The following is a 14,398-nucleotide window of genomic DNA, read 5'->3' as shown; positions in this document are numbered from 1 at the left end:
CCAGAGCAGCGGATTCCCCTGTATATCAAAAAGAAAGCGCGTGTTGGGGGTTCGAATCTCCGGAATGCCGGCCCAGTCCACCCCTGCCATCTTAAGTAGCCTCAGTCGAAAGACTGGGGCTTTTTTTATGGTTTTATGAGGGTAAATAGTAATTGGATCATAGTAGACCAATTACTATTTTGGACATTACAGGATGTTTTTGGGGACGACCCTTCTTACTTTTACTCTCAATTGTTTGGTCAATGTGACTTGGTCGTCCGGATTAAAGTCCTTAGTTACTCTCCAAGCATTTTCCGGTTCCATCTCTGCTAACATGCCCTCACGGACGTCTTTGGTAATCCCCTTGGATGGAATGATGGTAATACTCTCTGTATTAAGATTGGCACTTCTAGGGTCTAAATTGTAGGTACCTATAACAGTAATATCGTTATCGATCGTCATTGTTTTCGAGTGCAAACCGAAGATGGGAGTACTTGGTAAGCGCTTATACATTTGTTCGTTCATAACCCTCTGCCGTATTTTGGCGTTGGGGCGAAACTCGTAGATATCTACTCCTGTTGCCAACAGCGCTTTTCGGTCTCTCTGATAGCCACTAAAAGCCTCTAGGTTGTCATTAGAGGCAAGACTATTTGTTAATATTCTGATGTCGATTCCCTTGTTCACGAGAGCGGTGAGAAACTTCCTGTCCTCTTTTGTCGTGACTAGGTAAGGGGTTTGAATAATGATGCTTTTTTTAGCTTGGTTTGCTAGTTCTACTAAACGATCTTTAGTCACGCTTCCTCCCCCTAAGAAAGTGGTTTGATCGTTTTTACCTGGTTGGTCTGCGAGATATTCAACATCGTCAACAAAGTGAAGTTTGCCCTCTTTAATCAATTTATCGAACGTATGTGGTACTTGCTCTATTTCGTTTCTGATTTCTGGATGGAAGTTTTCTGGATCGCAGGCATATTGATGTAGGGGGGTGAAGTTAGGTTCTTTTTGATCTTTACCGGATTCGATCAGCTCTTCTACAGATACAGCGATCTCATGATTCCAGTATTCTTCAAACGATCTACTCATGCTGTCGATCACTTCCCCAGCTAAAAGTACATCTCTATCTCTAAAGTTATAAGTGTGGTCAAAGCCAAAATATTCGTCGGCGATGTTGCGTCCACCAGTGATGGCCACTTTGTTGTCGACTAAGAAAATTTTGTTGTGCATTCTTTGGTTTAAACCATGGAAGTCGGTGACTAAAGTAACGAGCTTTTGGGCAATGTTCTTTCCGACATTTGCATTGGGGTTGTACACCTTAATGTGTATGTTCTCATGAGAAGTAAGAGTGACTAACTCATCTCCACTGGCTTCTAACATGATGTCATCGACCAATACTCTTACTTGTACCCCGCGTTCAGCAGCTCTGACGAGGTAATCTGTTGCTATCAATCCGATGTTGTCGACAGAAAATATGAAGTATTGAATATCTATAGTTTTCTCAGCACGCTCTGTTAGCCATGCTCTTGACATCATTGCTTCTGTACCTTGCTCTAAAACGTATACTCCACTTTTCCCTTTGAGTTGCTCAGCATATGGAATAAGGTGCTTTGAGAGCGGTTGTCGGTCCAAAATGGGTACATCTGCGCAGTAGTCATGAGTAGGTAAAGGAACACTGTGTGATGTTGTTGCGCACCCTAATGACATAATGGGTAGTAGTAGCCATGAAAAATTGAGTTTCATTATTCAGTCCATATTTTTTATTAGCTATATCGTATTGACTTGTTTGCCTTTGGTGCAACTAGTGCCTTATATAGTTTTACTTTTCCATCTTTTTTCTTATGTTGTTGTGATCAGTATCTTTGCTGTTGTTAACAGGCTGCGTATTAGGTGGCTAACATGGTTTCTACTTCTTTCTGCATCTGATCTAGTCTTGGCTGTTGCATAGATTGACCAATGCGTATGTCTATCTTTGACCAAAATCTGCTTGGGAGTTTAAAGCCGAACTTCTTTTTTCTACTAAAAAACGAACCCCATAAGCCTTTCAGTACTACCGGATAGACAGGAACAGGTCTTTGGTTGAGTATTTTCATTACACCAGGCTTAAACTCGTTGAGCTCGCCGGTTTTAGTCAGTTTTCCTTCTGGAAAGATGCAAACGATCTCTTGTTTGAGCAATGCTTCATCAATTTTAACGAAGGCCTGTTTGTATGTGTCTGAGCAAATTTTTGGTGAGCAGATTGGTATCACGCCTACATGTCTAAACAGATGCTTAAGAAATGGAGTTTCACTAATCGCTTTGTCCATAACAAAACGAATTGGTCTAGGTGACGCACTCATCAGTAGGATTGCATCAACAAAGCTCACGTGATTAGCAATAACTAAGGCGCTTCCAGTTGTCGGCAAGTTGTCTTTCCCCTTTGTTTTTACTCGATACATGAGTTTGGCGAGTAAATGACAGATACAACGATGGGTGCTGCTTTTGGTCTTTTTATACACTAGATAGGCCATAACTAAGTTCATAATGGACACCCAAACAAACAGTTGAGTGACTGATAGGCTTATCACGTTTAGTACAACGATAGAAACGACGGCAGAAATTACCATAAAAAGTGCATTAACTATGTTGTTTGCTGCGACCATTTTTGCTCTATCGCCTTTGGGACTTTGGACTTGAAGGTAAGCATACAAAGGTACTATGTATAGCCCTCCACCAAAGCCAATCATGGTTAGATTGAGCATAAACCGGTAGTTGCTAGTATCAGAGAGGTAGTTCATCACATGGTTGAGCTGGTGTGAATCTATGGCAGATGCTGACCAAAGCATGTCTAAACCAAAATAGCTCATTACTAACAAAGCCAATGGCAGTGTGCCAAGTTCTACCCTCGAACCAGACAGCTTTTTTGACGCGATTGAACCCAACGCTATACCGATGGAAAACAAGGCCAGAAGAATGGATACAACACTAGGGTTAGCATTAAGAACGTTTTTAGTAAAATTCGGAAATTGAGTGAGATAGGTGGCGCCAACAAACCAAAACCAGCTAATTCCCAAAATGCTTAGCCATATACCTTTTTGCGATTTTGCTTGTTTTAGTATCGATGAAGTCGAGGTATAGGGTTCGTTCGATTGTTGAGCGGGCAATGAAGGGATAAGGGTGCTAGATAACCACCCTGTCAAAGCTATGATTACCAAGGTAGCAGCGGCCATGGATTCACTGTTTGGCAAGCTCACTATCAGGCCCGCAGAGAGTGTGCCGAGTAAAATGGAAAGAAAGGTGCCCATCTCTACCCAAGCATTTCCAGCTACCAGTTCCTTACTCTTGAGAGCTTGGGGTAGCAAAGCATACTTAACGGATCCAAAGTAGGCAGATTGTGTACCCATTAAAAATAGTAGAGCCAACATAGAAAGGTAACTTTGTGTAGTGATGGCGACCGCACCAGCCAGCATAATTACCATTTCACCTATTTTTAAGCGCCTGATAAGCACTGCCTTATCCATTCGATCGGCGATGTTACCCGCATGCGCTGAAAAGAGAAAAAACGGCAATATAAAAAGAGCGGCTGCGAGATTAATAAACAAGCTTTGCGAGACAGGCATAACGGAAGTCTGGCTGTAAGCCACCATCAGGATTAAAGCGTTTTTGTATAGGTTGTCATTCAGCGCTCCTAAACATTGAGTCGTAAAGTAAGGCAAAAAACGTCGGCTAAAAAACATGCTTATCTCCATATATCGCAATAGTAAGTAATGAGCCGATAATGCAAGTAAGCCCGTTAAAGTTCGATATGCAATGAATAAGTATCGTTTTATAAGACTTGAAGCGCTGTAGGATGAGACTTGTTGATGTGAGGAGAGCACTTGGAACAGTACCCTTACTTTCAAATTCTATTTTCCAACTAACGATGGCTCGTCTCGTGAAATACTGGTTTCTCCGCTATTCGTAAGGAGAGCTAGGTATGCATCAAACTTTCTATTTTGTCTGCGCTTGTTTCGCTTTGACTGCATGTCAATATGATGATAGTGAAGTGTCAAGTGATACGACAGGCAGCAATACCACCCCTGAATATAGCCAAAGTAATGTTATCGACGATTTACCGCCAGATCCCGGTTTAGAAGGGAAGTTAACCCTTGAAGGAATCGACTCAGATAATGACGGAGTTCGGGATGATATTCAGCGTTATATTGCCCAACAAGAGTACCCTTCTCAAGAATTCGAAAAGGCCGTCACAGCAGTGGCAAGGTCGATGCAATACGAAATCGTTAATTCTTTTGATAGAAACAAAATAGTTTCACAGGTGAAGGTTCAACCAACTCCAGTAGCCTGCCTCGTTTTCTATGATATAGGTAATCGCGCTTTTGTTGATCTGCAGCGCCTAAAGGCTCAGGTCTTTAATACCGAAGAAAGAATAAGGGCAAAACTTCGCTCAGACTCATATTTAGGCGGAATGACAATTTCGCTACCTAGTTTAGAAGTCAGACAAAAATATTGCTCTGAGCTGACTGCAGAATCCACATTCACTTACTAAAAGCCGGTTAGGAAAAAGGACGGGAACCATGAGGTATGTATTTATATTATTGCTCTGTAGTTTTGATGTTATAGGTAGCCAGTGTGACCCCCAATCAAATAAACAATCCATTTATTTTAGCAATGGTATGTTTAATGAAATAAATGACATTTCGATTTCTGTTTACCAACTGGAAAAAGAGCTTTCAGCCTTTATAAATCCATCTGCTATCAACTATGAAATTTCAGTTAACGATAGTGAGCAATGGTTACTACAGATTTTAGAAGTGGCCAAACAGAAACTAGGTGATGAACTTAGTATGTTTTTCATTTACTTAAGTAGCATTGATAAAGCTCCAGAATGGTTTTTGGAAGCGGTAGATGAAGTTGTTCGTAGTTCTTTTGGAAATGTTAATGACCAAGATCTTCGCCAACACGTAAGTGAATATCAGAGGGCGATAGATAATTGTAGTAAAGTGTTAGTGATTGCTCACTCTCAGGGGAACTTTTATGCAAATTCAGCATGGAGTCAAGTTTATAGTCGTAGTTTCGGTAATAGTATGTTTGAGCAAAGAAACTTTCGCTCTCTTGGTATACTTTCCGTTGCAACGCCTTCAAACTATGTAGGTCATCAACTTCTAGATGAAGGCGATCATTTAGACATTACGGATTATGTGACGCTTACAAACGATGCAATTATCAACATTGTACGTAACAGCTTTCCTGCTACATTAGCGGGAAATGTGACCAATAGTAACTCATCTCAAGATCCTCTTTATCACAACTTTGTGAGTGCTTATTTAGCAGGTGATGTATCAGGCTCAGTTATAGGTGTTAAAACACTGGCGATACTCGATGGATTAGAGCCAGGACCATTAAAAAGAGCACCAGTGGCTTCTAGTTCGTTAAAGTCTTTGGCTTATTTGCCAAACGAACAGATCCTTGAAGCTGAGTTCGTTAGTGATGGTAGTATTTATCGTTACTACGGTGTGCCCAAGTCAACATACGATGCTTTGATGACAGCAACTTCACTAGGTAGTTATTTTTACTTTAATGTTCGTTCATCATATAGGTACAAAAAAGTGTACGAGGGGAATCCTTGAGCTTTATTTGGAATTTTGGCGTTTCGCCCAATGAGTCGCGGTTATTACTTTCAAATAACAGAATTTGAATGGCATTTTTAATAAATACTTTAAACATTCCATTAAAAGTGACCCCTGTAACATTTTTAATTTCCTGTTATTCAAAGGCTTAGTACTTAACATTTTTTCTGTTTTTTTTGATGAAATCTCGACCTAATTCGTGTTCGAGTTACAATAACGATAAGAATTACTCGGAGGCGGATATGGGTCAGTTGTCCATTTTAGGTTTTATCGCACTAGGTGGTGCGTTTGGTGCGTGTTCTCGATACCTGATATCAGAACTGTGCGCCACTTTATTGGGGAGGGGATTTCCTTACGGAACGCTCACTGTTAACGTTGTTGGCTCGTTGGCGATGGGACTCTTAGTGGCGGCCTTCGAAAATGGTGCGCTTGCTACTGAGCCATGGCGGCAGATTATTGGGCTTGGTTTTCTTGGTGCCCTTACAACGTTCTCAACGTTTTCGATGGATAATGTTGTTCTTATGCAGCAGGGTGCGTTTGTAAAAATGGGCTTTAACGTTTTACTTAATGTGCTGCTGAGCATCTCAGCGTGTTGGGTTGGTTATCAATTGCTAATAAAAAGTTAACAAAATCCATCAGGTCGCTTGGTTTCACAATGCCGATTGCCTATAATCTAGTCCACTTGTCGGAGTGCCATTTGGCTGAGACCGTTAATTCGGGATCCGTTGAACCTGATCAGGTTAACACCTGCGAAGGGAACAAGAGAAAAGACCCTACACCTCATTCTGGTGATTGTCCTATTGCTGTTACTGTATCGCTCAACACAGTAGAAGCCCCTCTTGTAGCATAATTCCGTCAAGCATTTATCCAATAAATTATTTCTAAGGAAGAATGCTATGTCGAATCGTAAACAAGCCAGACTGGAAGCCAAGCAATTTATAGATACGCTTTCAGTACAACCATATCCAAACTCGCGTAAAGCATACATAGAGGGCTCTCGTCCTGATATTAAAGTGCCAGTACGTGAAATCGAGCTTTCAGACAGTTTAGTCGGCGGTACCAAAGAAGCGCCTATTTTTGAATCAAACGATCCTATTCACGTCTACGATACTTCAGGTCTATATACGGATCCTACTCACCAAATCGACCTTTACAACGGTCTACCAAAACTAAGAGAGCAATGGATTAGCGAACGAAGCGATACCGAAGTTCTTGATGATGTGAGTTCGGTCTACGCAAAAGAGAGACTAGAAGATGAAACATTAGATGAACTGAGTACGGAAACCTACCACGCATTAGACGTGCATCAGAAGGCAAATGTGTTACTCAATTGCACTATGCAAGAAAGGGAATCGTTACCCCTGAAATGGAATATATTGCGATTCGTGAAAACATGGGACGAGCTAAGTTTAAAGACGAAATGCTTAATCAACAGCACCCCGGCCAAAGCTTTGGCGCCAACTTACCAAAAGAAATTACACCTGAGTTCGTACGAAAAGAGGTCGCGGAGGGTCGCGCAATTATTCCTTCGAACATCAATCACCCTGAATCTGAACCTATGATTATCGGGCGAAATTTCCTAGTAAAAGTGAATGCTAACATAGGTAACTCTTCAGTAACGTCTTCTATTGAAGAAGAAGTAGAAAAGCTAGTGTGGTCTACTCGCTGGGGCGGGGATACCGTAATGGATCTATCGACGGGTCGAAACATTCACGAAACCCGTGAGTGGATACTTCGAAATAGTCCAGTGCCGATTGGTACGGTTCCTATGTATCAAGCGTTAGAGAAAGTAAACGGCATAGCGGAAAACCTTAACTGGGAAGTGATGCGTGATACGTTAATCGAACAAGCAGAGCAGGGTGTTGATTACTTTACCATTCACGCGGGCTTGTTGCTCCGTTACGTGCCTATGACGGCTAAACGCGTTACAGGCATTGTTTCTCGCGGTGGCTCGATTATCGCTAAATGGTGTCTTGCTCATCACCAAGAAAGTTTCTTGTATACACACTTCCGTGAGATCTGTGAAATCTGTGCAAAGTACGATGTTGCGCTTTCTCTCGGTGATGGCCTTCGCCCCGGTTCAATTGCCGATGCAAACGACGAAGCGCAGTTTGCGGAACTTCGTACCTTGGGCGAGCTTACCAAAATTGCTTGGGAGTACGATGTTCAAGTTATTATCGAAGGCCCGGGTCATGTTCCAATGCACATGATTAAAGAGAATATGGAAGAGCAGTTAGAGCATTGTCATGAAGCGCCTTTCTATACATTAGGCCCACTTACCACAGACATCGCTCCGGGTTATGACCATATAACTTCGGGTATTGGTGCCGCTATGATTGGTTGGTATGGGTGTGCGATGCTTTGTTACGTAACACCAAAAGAGCACCTAGGCCTTCCAAATAAAGAAGACGTTAAAACTGGCTTAATTACCTATAAGTTAGCTGCTCATGCCGCAGATTTAGCTAAGGGGCATCCAGGAGCTCAAGTTCGTGATAATGCTTTGTCAAAAGCACGATTTGAATTCCGTTGGGAAGATCAGTTTAACTTAGCATTAGACCCAGACACTGCACGTTCATTCCACGATGAGACACTTCCTCAGGAATCCGGAAAAGTCGCTCACTTTTGTTCTATGTGCGGGCCAAAATTCTGTTCTATGAAAATCTCTCAAGAGGTTAGAGAATACGCGAAAGACACTAAGCAAGTTGCCGCTGATCAGGCCATTCAAGTTAAAATGCTTGATGATCCATTAGAAGGGATGCGTCAGAAATCGAAAGAGTTTAGAGAAACTGGATCTGAACTCTATCACCCAGCTGTTGCAGCTGATGTGGAGGGTTAATGGCACAGTTATTAATACCTTCTTGCTTTGACGAGTTGCAACAACGAGTTGAACAAGTTCTAGAACTAGCAAAGAAGCACGGTTTTTCTGTAGATCATATAGAGTTGGGCGTAAGCCCAGCTCAAACAATTGTCTTACAGCAAGGTGAATCAAGCACATCTATTGCCATTAGTCGCTCAACTACTAGTATTGGTGATGTCGCTGCTGATATAGATGTCATTATTGGTTCGCTTGTTTCGATAGATGATATTGAGTTTAGCGAAGGCCAACTGTTCCTAAATGCTAGAGACGGGAATCATAGTGTTGATGTATGGCATGATGGGGAAATTAAAGCCATACGAAGTTCACGCGTTGATGACTACGATGAACTGACTCAGATTGGTACCATCGTTGCTTGATGGCTATAGATTTTCCTCTTGAAGATGCGGTTACCCTCTCAAGGGCTCTTGAAAATGTTTCACGTGAAACATGGCCGAGTGATTACACTTTATTCCCAATTCCAATTCTTGAAGATGAGCGTCTAGCTATCAAAGTCGGCTGGCATGTAGCGACAATGACATATCGTTTCCGGAAGTGGAAAACAAGTTTCTAGGGTTATATCCAGTTGTCCACTCTTCTGATTGGATCGAGAAAGTTCTCAAATCAGGTGTAAAAACTGTACAGTTACGAATCAAAGATACTACCGATCCTAACTTAGAGAATGAAGTCGCGCGATCCATCAAGCTGGGTCGCCAATATGATGCTCACGTTTATATTAATGACTATTGGCAACTTGCGATAAAACACGGTGCCTATGGTGTCCATTTGGGACAAGAAGATTTAGAAGAAAGTAACCTTATATCTTTGTCGCGTGCAGGCATTAAGTTGGGGCTATCTACTCATGGCTATTATGAGTTATTAAGAATCGTGCAAATTAACCCTAGTTACATAGCACTAGGACACATCTTCCCCACAACAACTAAAGATATGCCTTCTAAACCTCAAGGTTTGCTAAGACTAGAACTCTATCAAAACCTGATTAGTACTATTCCTTACGGTGACAGTTTGGGTGTCCCAACAGTTGCAATTGGCGGTATCGATTTAACCAACGCCGAACAAGTATGGGAGTGTGGCGTATCTAGCCTTGCCGTAGTTAGAGCTGTAACGCTTGCTACAGATCTGAACCGAGTGGTTTCTGAGTTCAACAAGATTATGTGTAAATAGATGATGTTAAGCGATAAAGATTTTTTGCGTTATCAACGTCAGGTAGCACTACCTGAGATTGCTGAACAAGGGCAAGAAAGGTTGTTGCGATCCACTGTTCTAATAATCGGCTGCGGCGGTCTTGGGAATATAGCTGCGCTTTATTTGGCCGCTAGTGGCGTAGGCAATTTGATTTTGGTTGATGATGACGTAGTTGAAGACTCTAACTTGCAACGACAAATCGCTTATCGAGAAACAGATTTGAACAAAACTAAGGTGTCTGCGCTTGCTGGTCAAATCGGAACTCTGAATAGTAGTATTCGTGTTCGGACTATAGGCAAACGTATTGGCGAGCAACAGCTTAGTATCGAGGTTATGTTGGCTGATGTTGTGCTCGATTGCACCGACAATTTTGAGTCACGACACCTAATAAACCGAATTTGCTTTGCGCAGAGCAAACCACTTATTTCTGGAGCTGCTGTTGGGTGGAGTGGCCAATTTGCTATTTACGACTATTCAGTTTCTGACAAAGAGAACTGCCCTTGTTATCAGTGTTTAGTACCTGAAGAAGAAAGCCCTAATGATAGAAACTGTTCAACATTAGGTGTGATGGGTCCGGTTGTCGGAACCATTGGTAACTATCAATCGATAGCGGCGATCCAGAAGTTAGCATTAGGTAAATTTTTGGCCTCGACCAATACGCTACATCTATTTGAAGCGAAAAATATGGTTTGGCAAACATTTGAGATTAACAAAGACAAGCAATGTCCAATCTGCTCGGGAGTAACCGAATGAGCAAAGTAACTATTTTACTGAATGACCTAGCACAGGAGGTTGATTCAGGGAGCACTCTACAAGGTATTATCGAAAAATTTGATTTACCAGAACTTGGTTGTGTTTTTTCAATAAATAATAGTGTTGTCCCAAAAAGCGAGTGGGGAAAAACAGTACTTTCAGATGGCGATAGCATTTCACTTTTCCAAGCTATTGCAGGAGGTTAACAGTGTTAAAAATAGCGAATAAAGAATTCAGTTCACGTTTGTTCACTGGTACTGGAAAGTTTTCTAATAGCGCAGTAATGGCAGATGCTATCAAAGCGTCTGGTTCGCAGTTAGCAACCATGGCTTTGAAGCGCGTAGATGTGAACGACAAGCAAGATGACATCCTTAAGCCAATTGTCGAAGCTGGTGTCGAGCTATTGCCCAATACGTCTGGTGCAAAGACTGCAAAAGACGCAATCTTTGCAGCACAACTGGCTCGTGAGGCTTTGGGAACAAATTGGCTAAAGCTAGAAATACATCCGGATCCAAAGTATTTAATGCCCGATCCTATCGAAACTCTTAAGGCTGCAGAAGAACTAGTAAGAGATGGTTTTATCGTTCTACCTTACTGCCATGCAGACCCAGTCCTTTGTAAGCATCTTGAAGAAGTTGGATGTGCGGCAGTAATGCCGTTAGCGCGCCGATTGGTTCAAACAAGGGGCTAGCGTCTAAGGATTTCTTAGAAATCATTATCGACCAAGCTAAAGTTCCCGTTGTTGTTGATGCGGGGATTGGCTCTCCGTCAGATGCGGCCCAAGCGCTGGAACTCGGAGCTGATGCGGTTTTGGTAAATACCGCAATAGCATCGGCTGCTGATCCTATTGCTATGGCTAAGGCATTCAAATATGCAGTTGATGCAGGTCGCCTCGCATACGAGGCTGGGCTGGCAGGGAAGGTTAACCACGCAGTTGCCTCAAGTCCGCTTACTAGTTTCCTTGATGATATGTAAGGGACGTGACGATGACATTTGCCAATGAGTATGAAAAGCTCGATTGGGACGATATATCTATGTCGATCTACTCAAAAACGTCCAAAGATGTTGAACGCGCGCTTTGCAAAGAAAAACGTAATTTGGAAGATTTTAAAGCTTTGATATCTCCAGCTGCTGAACCATACCTCGAAAAAATGGCTCAGATGTCGTACGCGTTGACGAGAAAACGATTTGGAAATACGGTCTCTTTATATATCCCACTTTACTTGTCTAACCTTTGCGCTAACGCGTGTACTTATTGTGGTTTTTCTATGGAAAATCGCATCAAAAGAAAAACACTTGATGTTAATGAAATCAAACTAGAAATTAAAGCGATCAAGGCGATGAAGTTCGACAGCGTTTTATTGGTTACGGGGGAGCACGAAACTAAAGTAGGGATGAAGTATTTTCGAGAGATGGTTCCAGTGATAAAAGAGCAGTTCAACTATCTTGCTATGGAAGTACAACCCTTAGATCAAGAGGAGTACGCTGAGCTCAAAACGCTAGGTTTAGATGCGGTTATGGTTTATCAAGAAACTTACCATCCTAAAACCTATGGGGAACATCATCTAAGAGGGAACAAAACCGATTTTCTATATCGATTGGAAACTCCAGATAGGTTAGCCTCCGCTGGTATCGATAAAATAGGTATTGGGGCTTTGATTGGTTTAGAAGAATGGAGAACAGACTGCTTTTACGTGGCTGCCCACCTTGATTATCTGGAACGCACCTATTGGAAAACACGATACTCGATTTCATTTCCAAGGTTAAGACCGTGTGAGGGAGCCCTTCAACCAAAATCAGTTATGACAGATAAACAGCTGGTTCAGCTAATTTGCGCCTATCGGTTATTGAATCCAGAGGTCGAACTGTCTCTTTCTACCAGAGAGTCAGAAAGTTTTAGGGACCATGTTTTTCCTATTGGAATTACGAGCATGTCGGCGGCTTCTAAAACACAGCCTGGTGGTTATGCAGAAGGTAAAGAAGAGCTAGAACAGTTTGAAATCAGCGATGAACGGAGCGCGCAATCCGTAGAGCAAATGATACGAAACCGTGGTTTTGACCCTGTTTGGCGCGATTGGCATAGTGCTTACTCAGGATAGAGAATGTTTCACGTGAAACATAAAAAAGGCTCCTTTTTGCAGGAGCCTTTTCTCTACCCGAAACTATCTATTTAGTGGGCTGGTGGCCTTCTGGAGCCAATCGAGAACTTCGCCTTCCAATGAAGGTTTAAGTTCATTGTAGACTTTTTCATGGTAGTCATTTAACCAAGCTAACTCGTTGTCTGTTAGCATGCCTACTTCAATAGCACGCTTGTCAATTGGGCAACGTGTCAGAGATTCGAAAGACAATAATGACAAATCCCCTTGAGATTTGGCTTCAACAACTAGTTCTAAGTTTTCAATGCGAATGCCAAATGCATTAGCACGGTAGTAGCCGGGTTCGTTGGACAACACCATTCCTTCTACCAAAGGAACATCAATTTGGCGTTTGGAAATGCTTTGCGGACCCTCGTGTACATTAAGGAAATGTCCAACTCCGTGGCCAGTTCCATGGTCATAATCGAAACCCTCTGCCCACAAGAATTGACGAGCAAGGGTGTCAATTTGGTAGCCTCTAGTACCTTTCGGGAATCGTGCTTGCGCAACGCTAATATGCCCTTTAAGTACCAGCGTAAACTGATGTTTCATTTCGTCTGTTGGATTTCCAACGGCGACGGTTCGTGTAATATCTGTTGTCCCATCCAGATATTGGCCGCCTGAATCTACTAAATAGAGGGAATTCATTGTTAGTTGGCCGGGTGTAGGCTCGTTTTCGTGATTGTAGTGACACATGGCCGCATTCCCACCGGCTGCTGAAATGGTATCGAAGCTCAAATCGCGTAGGCTAGGGTCGCGCTGACGAAAAGATTTAAGTTTGTCTGACAATACGGCTTCATTGTGGAGGTGACCAAGTTCGATCTCTTTGTCCAACCAATGAAGAAAGCTTGTCATAGCCAAGCCATCTCGAATATGGCATGCCTTCATTCCTTTAATTTCAGTTGCGTTCTTAGCAGCCTTTAACATTAAAGTCGGGTCATTCGAATTAACTACGTCAGCGCCTGTGTTTTGAAGCTGAAGTTTAAACCAAGCGTTACTGGTCGCTGGGTCAAGGGCTACACGTTTTGAGTTCAACGAACTGAGTGTGGATATTAGTTCGTTAGGGTGAAGTACTTTGATTCCTTCGCCAACGTGTTTATGGAAATCTGAAGGTAGAACAGCGGGATCTAAGAATAGGTCTAGGTTGCCTTCAGAATAAAGAATAGCGTGGCACAACACTACAGGTAGGCGAGCAATATCGCTTCCGCGAATATTGAGCAACCAGCAAACAGAATCTAAAGATGTAAGTAGTGCGCAATCTGTACGTGTATTGGTTAGCACCTGACTTGCCGCTAATCGCTTATCGGTACTCGACTGACCCGAATGTTCAAGTGGCATTAGATAGACATCTGAAGGTTTTGGTACTGGGCGATCTTCCCACAAGTTATCAATTGGTGTATCGATCATCACAAGCTGAAAGTCTGGGCTTAGCAAGGAAGTGGTAGATTCCAGCCAATTGGCACTGTGCATACGGGGATCAATTGCTATTTTACTGCCCTTGGGTAACGAGTTCGTTATCCAGCTTACTGGTGGCTCATCGATGAGGTGACGATACTCAAACAGCTCACTAGGCACCTGTTTAGTGACTTGCACTGTATATCTGCCATCGACAAACATCGCGGCGGTGTCTCGACACACTATTGCGGCTCCAGCTGAACCAGTAAATCCAGTTAACCACAGTAAACGTTCATTATGAGCGGGAACGTACTCGCCAAGAAACTCATCTTCGTGGGGTACTAATAATGCGTCGATGTCATTATTAGCAAGCCATTCTCTTACGGATTCGATTCGGCTAGCTACCGTCATAGTCATACTAATTTCCTTATTTTCGTTCTGGCGCATGGAATAATGATAGGAGATTAAACTACTCCTTT

Annotated in this window: 9 protein-coding genes, 3 pseudogenes and 1 riboswitch; of the genes and pseudogenes, 9 read left to right on the top strand and 3 right to left on the bottom strand. The window is 42.5% G+C overall.

Annotated elements, in window-relative coordinates; genetic code table 11:
• Positions 1-186 precede the first annotated feature (186 nt).
• Together BLO31_RS19920 and BLO31_RS19915 are read right to left on the bottom strand one after the other, a co-directional pair.
• Positions 187-1,713, bottom strand: a complete 1,527-nt coding sequence (locus BLO31_RS19920) for a phospholipase D-like domain-containing protein (RefSeq protein ID WP_070970955.1) — start codon at positions 1,711-1,713, stop codon at positions 187-189.
• Between the two features lie 143 nt (positions 1,714-1,856).
• Positions 1,857-3,686, bottom strand: a complete 1,830-nt coding sequence (locus tag BLO31_RS19915) for an MFS transporter (protein WP_070970953.1) — start codon at positions 3,684-3,686, stop codon at positions 1,857-1,859.
• Between the two features lie 239 nt (positions 3,687-3,925).
• Between BLO31_RS19915 and BLO31_RS19910 the strand changes: the two genes are divergently transcribed.
• The 9 genes and pseudogenes from BLO31_RS19910 to thiH all read left to right on the top strand — a co-directional run bounded on the left by BLO31_RS19910 (position 3,926) and on the right by thiH (position 12,488).
• The gene (locus tag BLO31_RS19910) at positions 3,926-4,495 is read left to right on the top strand and encodes a hypothetical protein (RefSeq protein ID WP_070970951.1); all 570 of its coding nucleotides are present in this window, start codon (positions 3,926-3,928) and stop codon (positions 4,493-4,495) included.
• Positions 4,496-4,523: 28 nt separating this feature from the next.
• The gene (locus BLO31_RS24105; protein ID WP_217495140.1) at positions 4,524-5,576 is read left to right on the top strand and encodes a KTSC domain-containing protein; all 1,053 of its coding nucleotides are present in this window, start codon (positions 4,524-4,526) and stop codon (positions 5,574-5,576) included.
• A gap of 242 nt (positions 5,577-5,818) precedes the next feature.
• On the top strand, positions 5,819-6,202 hold the full coding sequence (gene crcB / locus BLO31_RS19900; RefSeq protein WP_070970948.1) for a fluoride efflux transporter CrcB: 384 nt from the start codon (positions 5,819-5,821) through the stop codon (positions 6,200-6,202).
• A 50-nt stretch (positions 6,203-6,252) separates the two neighbouring features.
• Positions 6,253-6,351: riboswitch (TPP riboswitch) on the top strand.
• A 121-nt stretch (positions 6,352-6,472) separates the two neighbouring features.
• Positions 6,473-8,412 (top strand): annotated as a pseudogene (thiC, locus tag BLO31_RS19895) (phosphomethylpyrimidine synthase ThiC).
• Positions 8,412-9,615 (top strand): annotated as a pseudogene (locus BLO31_RS19890) (thiamine phosphate synthase). The pseudogenes thiC and BLO31_RS19890 overlap by 1 nt, the downstream one beginning before the upstream one ends.
• Positions 9,616-9,618: 3 nt before the next feature.
• Positions 9,619-10,389 (top strand): HesA/MoeB/ThiF family protein, encoded by a 771-nt coding sequence (locus tag BLO31_RS19885; protein WP_070970963.1) that lies wholly within the window; start codon positions 9,619-9,621, stop codon positions 10,387-10,389.
• Positions 10,386-10,595, top strand: a complete 210-nt coding sequence (gene thiS, locus BLO31_RS19880) for a sulfur carrier protein ThiS (RefSeq protein ID WP_084659945.1) — start codon at positions 10,386-10,388, stop codon at positions 10,593-10,595. The genes BLO31_RS19885 and thiS overlap by 4 nt, the downstream gene beginning before the upstream one ends.
• Positions 10,596-10,597: 2 nt before the next feature.
• A pseudogene (locus BLO31_RS19875) lies at positions 10,598-11,364 on the top strand (HisA/HisF-related TIM barrel protein).
• 11 nt (positions 11,365-11,375) lie between these two features.
• On the top strand, positions 11,376-12,488 hold the full coding sequence (gene thiH / locus BLO31_RS19870; protein ID WP_070970943.1) for a 2-iminoacetate synthase ThiH: 1,113 nt from the start codon (positions 11,376-11,378) through the stop codon (positions 12,486-12,488).
• 63 nt (positions 12,489-12,551) lie between these two features.
• Here thiH and BLO31_RS19865 read toward each other — a convergent pair whose 3' ends face one another.
• On the bottom strand, positions 12,552-14,336 hold the full coding sequence (locus BLO31_RS19865; RefSeq protein WP_070970940.1) for an aminopeptidase P family protein: 1,785 nt from the start codon (positions 14,334-14,336) through the stop codon (positions 12,552-12,554).
• Positions 14,337-14,398 lie beyond the last annotated feature (62 nt).

The sequence above is a fragment of the Vibrio sonorensis genome (assembly GCF_001854765.1).
Taxonomy (GTDB): Bacteria; Pseudomonadota; Gammaproteobacteria; order Enterobacterales; family Vibrionaceae; genus Vibrio; species Vibrio sonorensis.
The sequence above is the reverse complement of the archived record's forward strand: the minus strand, read 5'-3'. Positions and strand labels throughout refer to the sequence as shown.

What these genes read in the sequence shown, in the direction of transcription:
- BLO31_RS24105 (WP_217495140.1), top strand. Translation starts at nt 4,524, where the DNA reads ATGAGGTATGTATTTATATTATTGCTCTGTAGTTTTGATGTTATAGGT.
- BLO31_RS19865 (WP_070970940.1), bottom strand. Translation starts at nt 14,336, where the DNA reads ATGACTATGACGGTAGCTAGCCGAATCGAATCCGTAAGAGAATGGCTT.
- thiS (WP_084659945.1), top strand. Translation starts at nt 10,386, where the DNA reads ATGAGCAAAGTAACTATTTTACTGAATGACCTAGCACAGGAGGTTGAT.
- BLO31_RS19910 (WP_070970951.1), top strand. Translation starts at nt 3,926, where the DNA reads ATGCATCAAACTTTCTATTTTGTCTGCGCTTGTTTCGCTTTGACTGCA.
- crcB (WP_070970948.1), top strand. Translation starts at nt 5,819, where the DNA reads ATGGGTCAGTTGTCCATTTTAGGTTTTATCGCACTAGGTGGTGCGTTT.
- BLO31_RS19885 (WP_070970963.1), top strand. Translation starts at nt 9,619, where the DNA reads ATGTTAAGCGATAAAGATTTTTTGCGTTATCAACGTCAGGTAGCACTA.
- BLO31_RS19920 (WP_070970955.1), bottom strand. Translation starts at nt 1,713, where the DNA reads ATGAAACTCAATTTTTCATGGCTACTACTACCCATTATGTCATTAGGG.
- BLO31_RS19915 (WP_070970953.1), bottom strand. Translation starts at nt 3,686, where the DNA reads ATGTTTTTTAGCCGACGTTTTTTGCCTTACTTTACGACTCAATGTTTA.
- thiH (WP_070970943.1), top strand. Translation starts at nt 11,376, where the DNA reads ATGACATTTGCCAATGAGTATGAAAAGCTCGATTGGGACGATATATCT.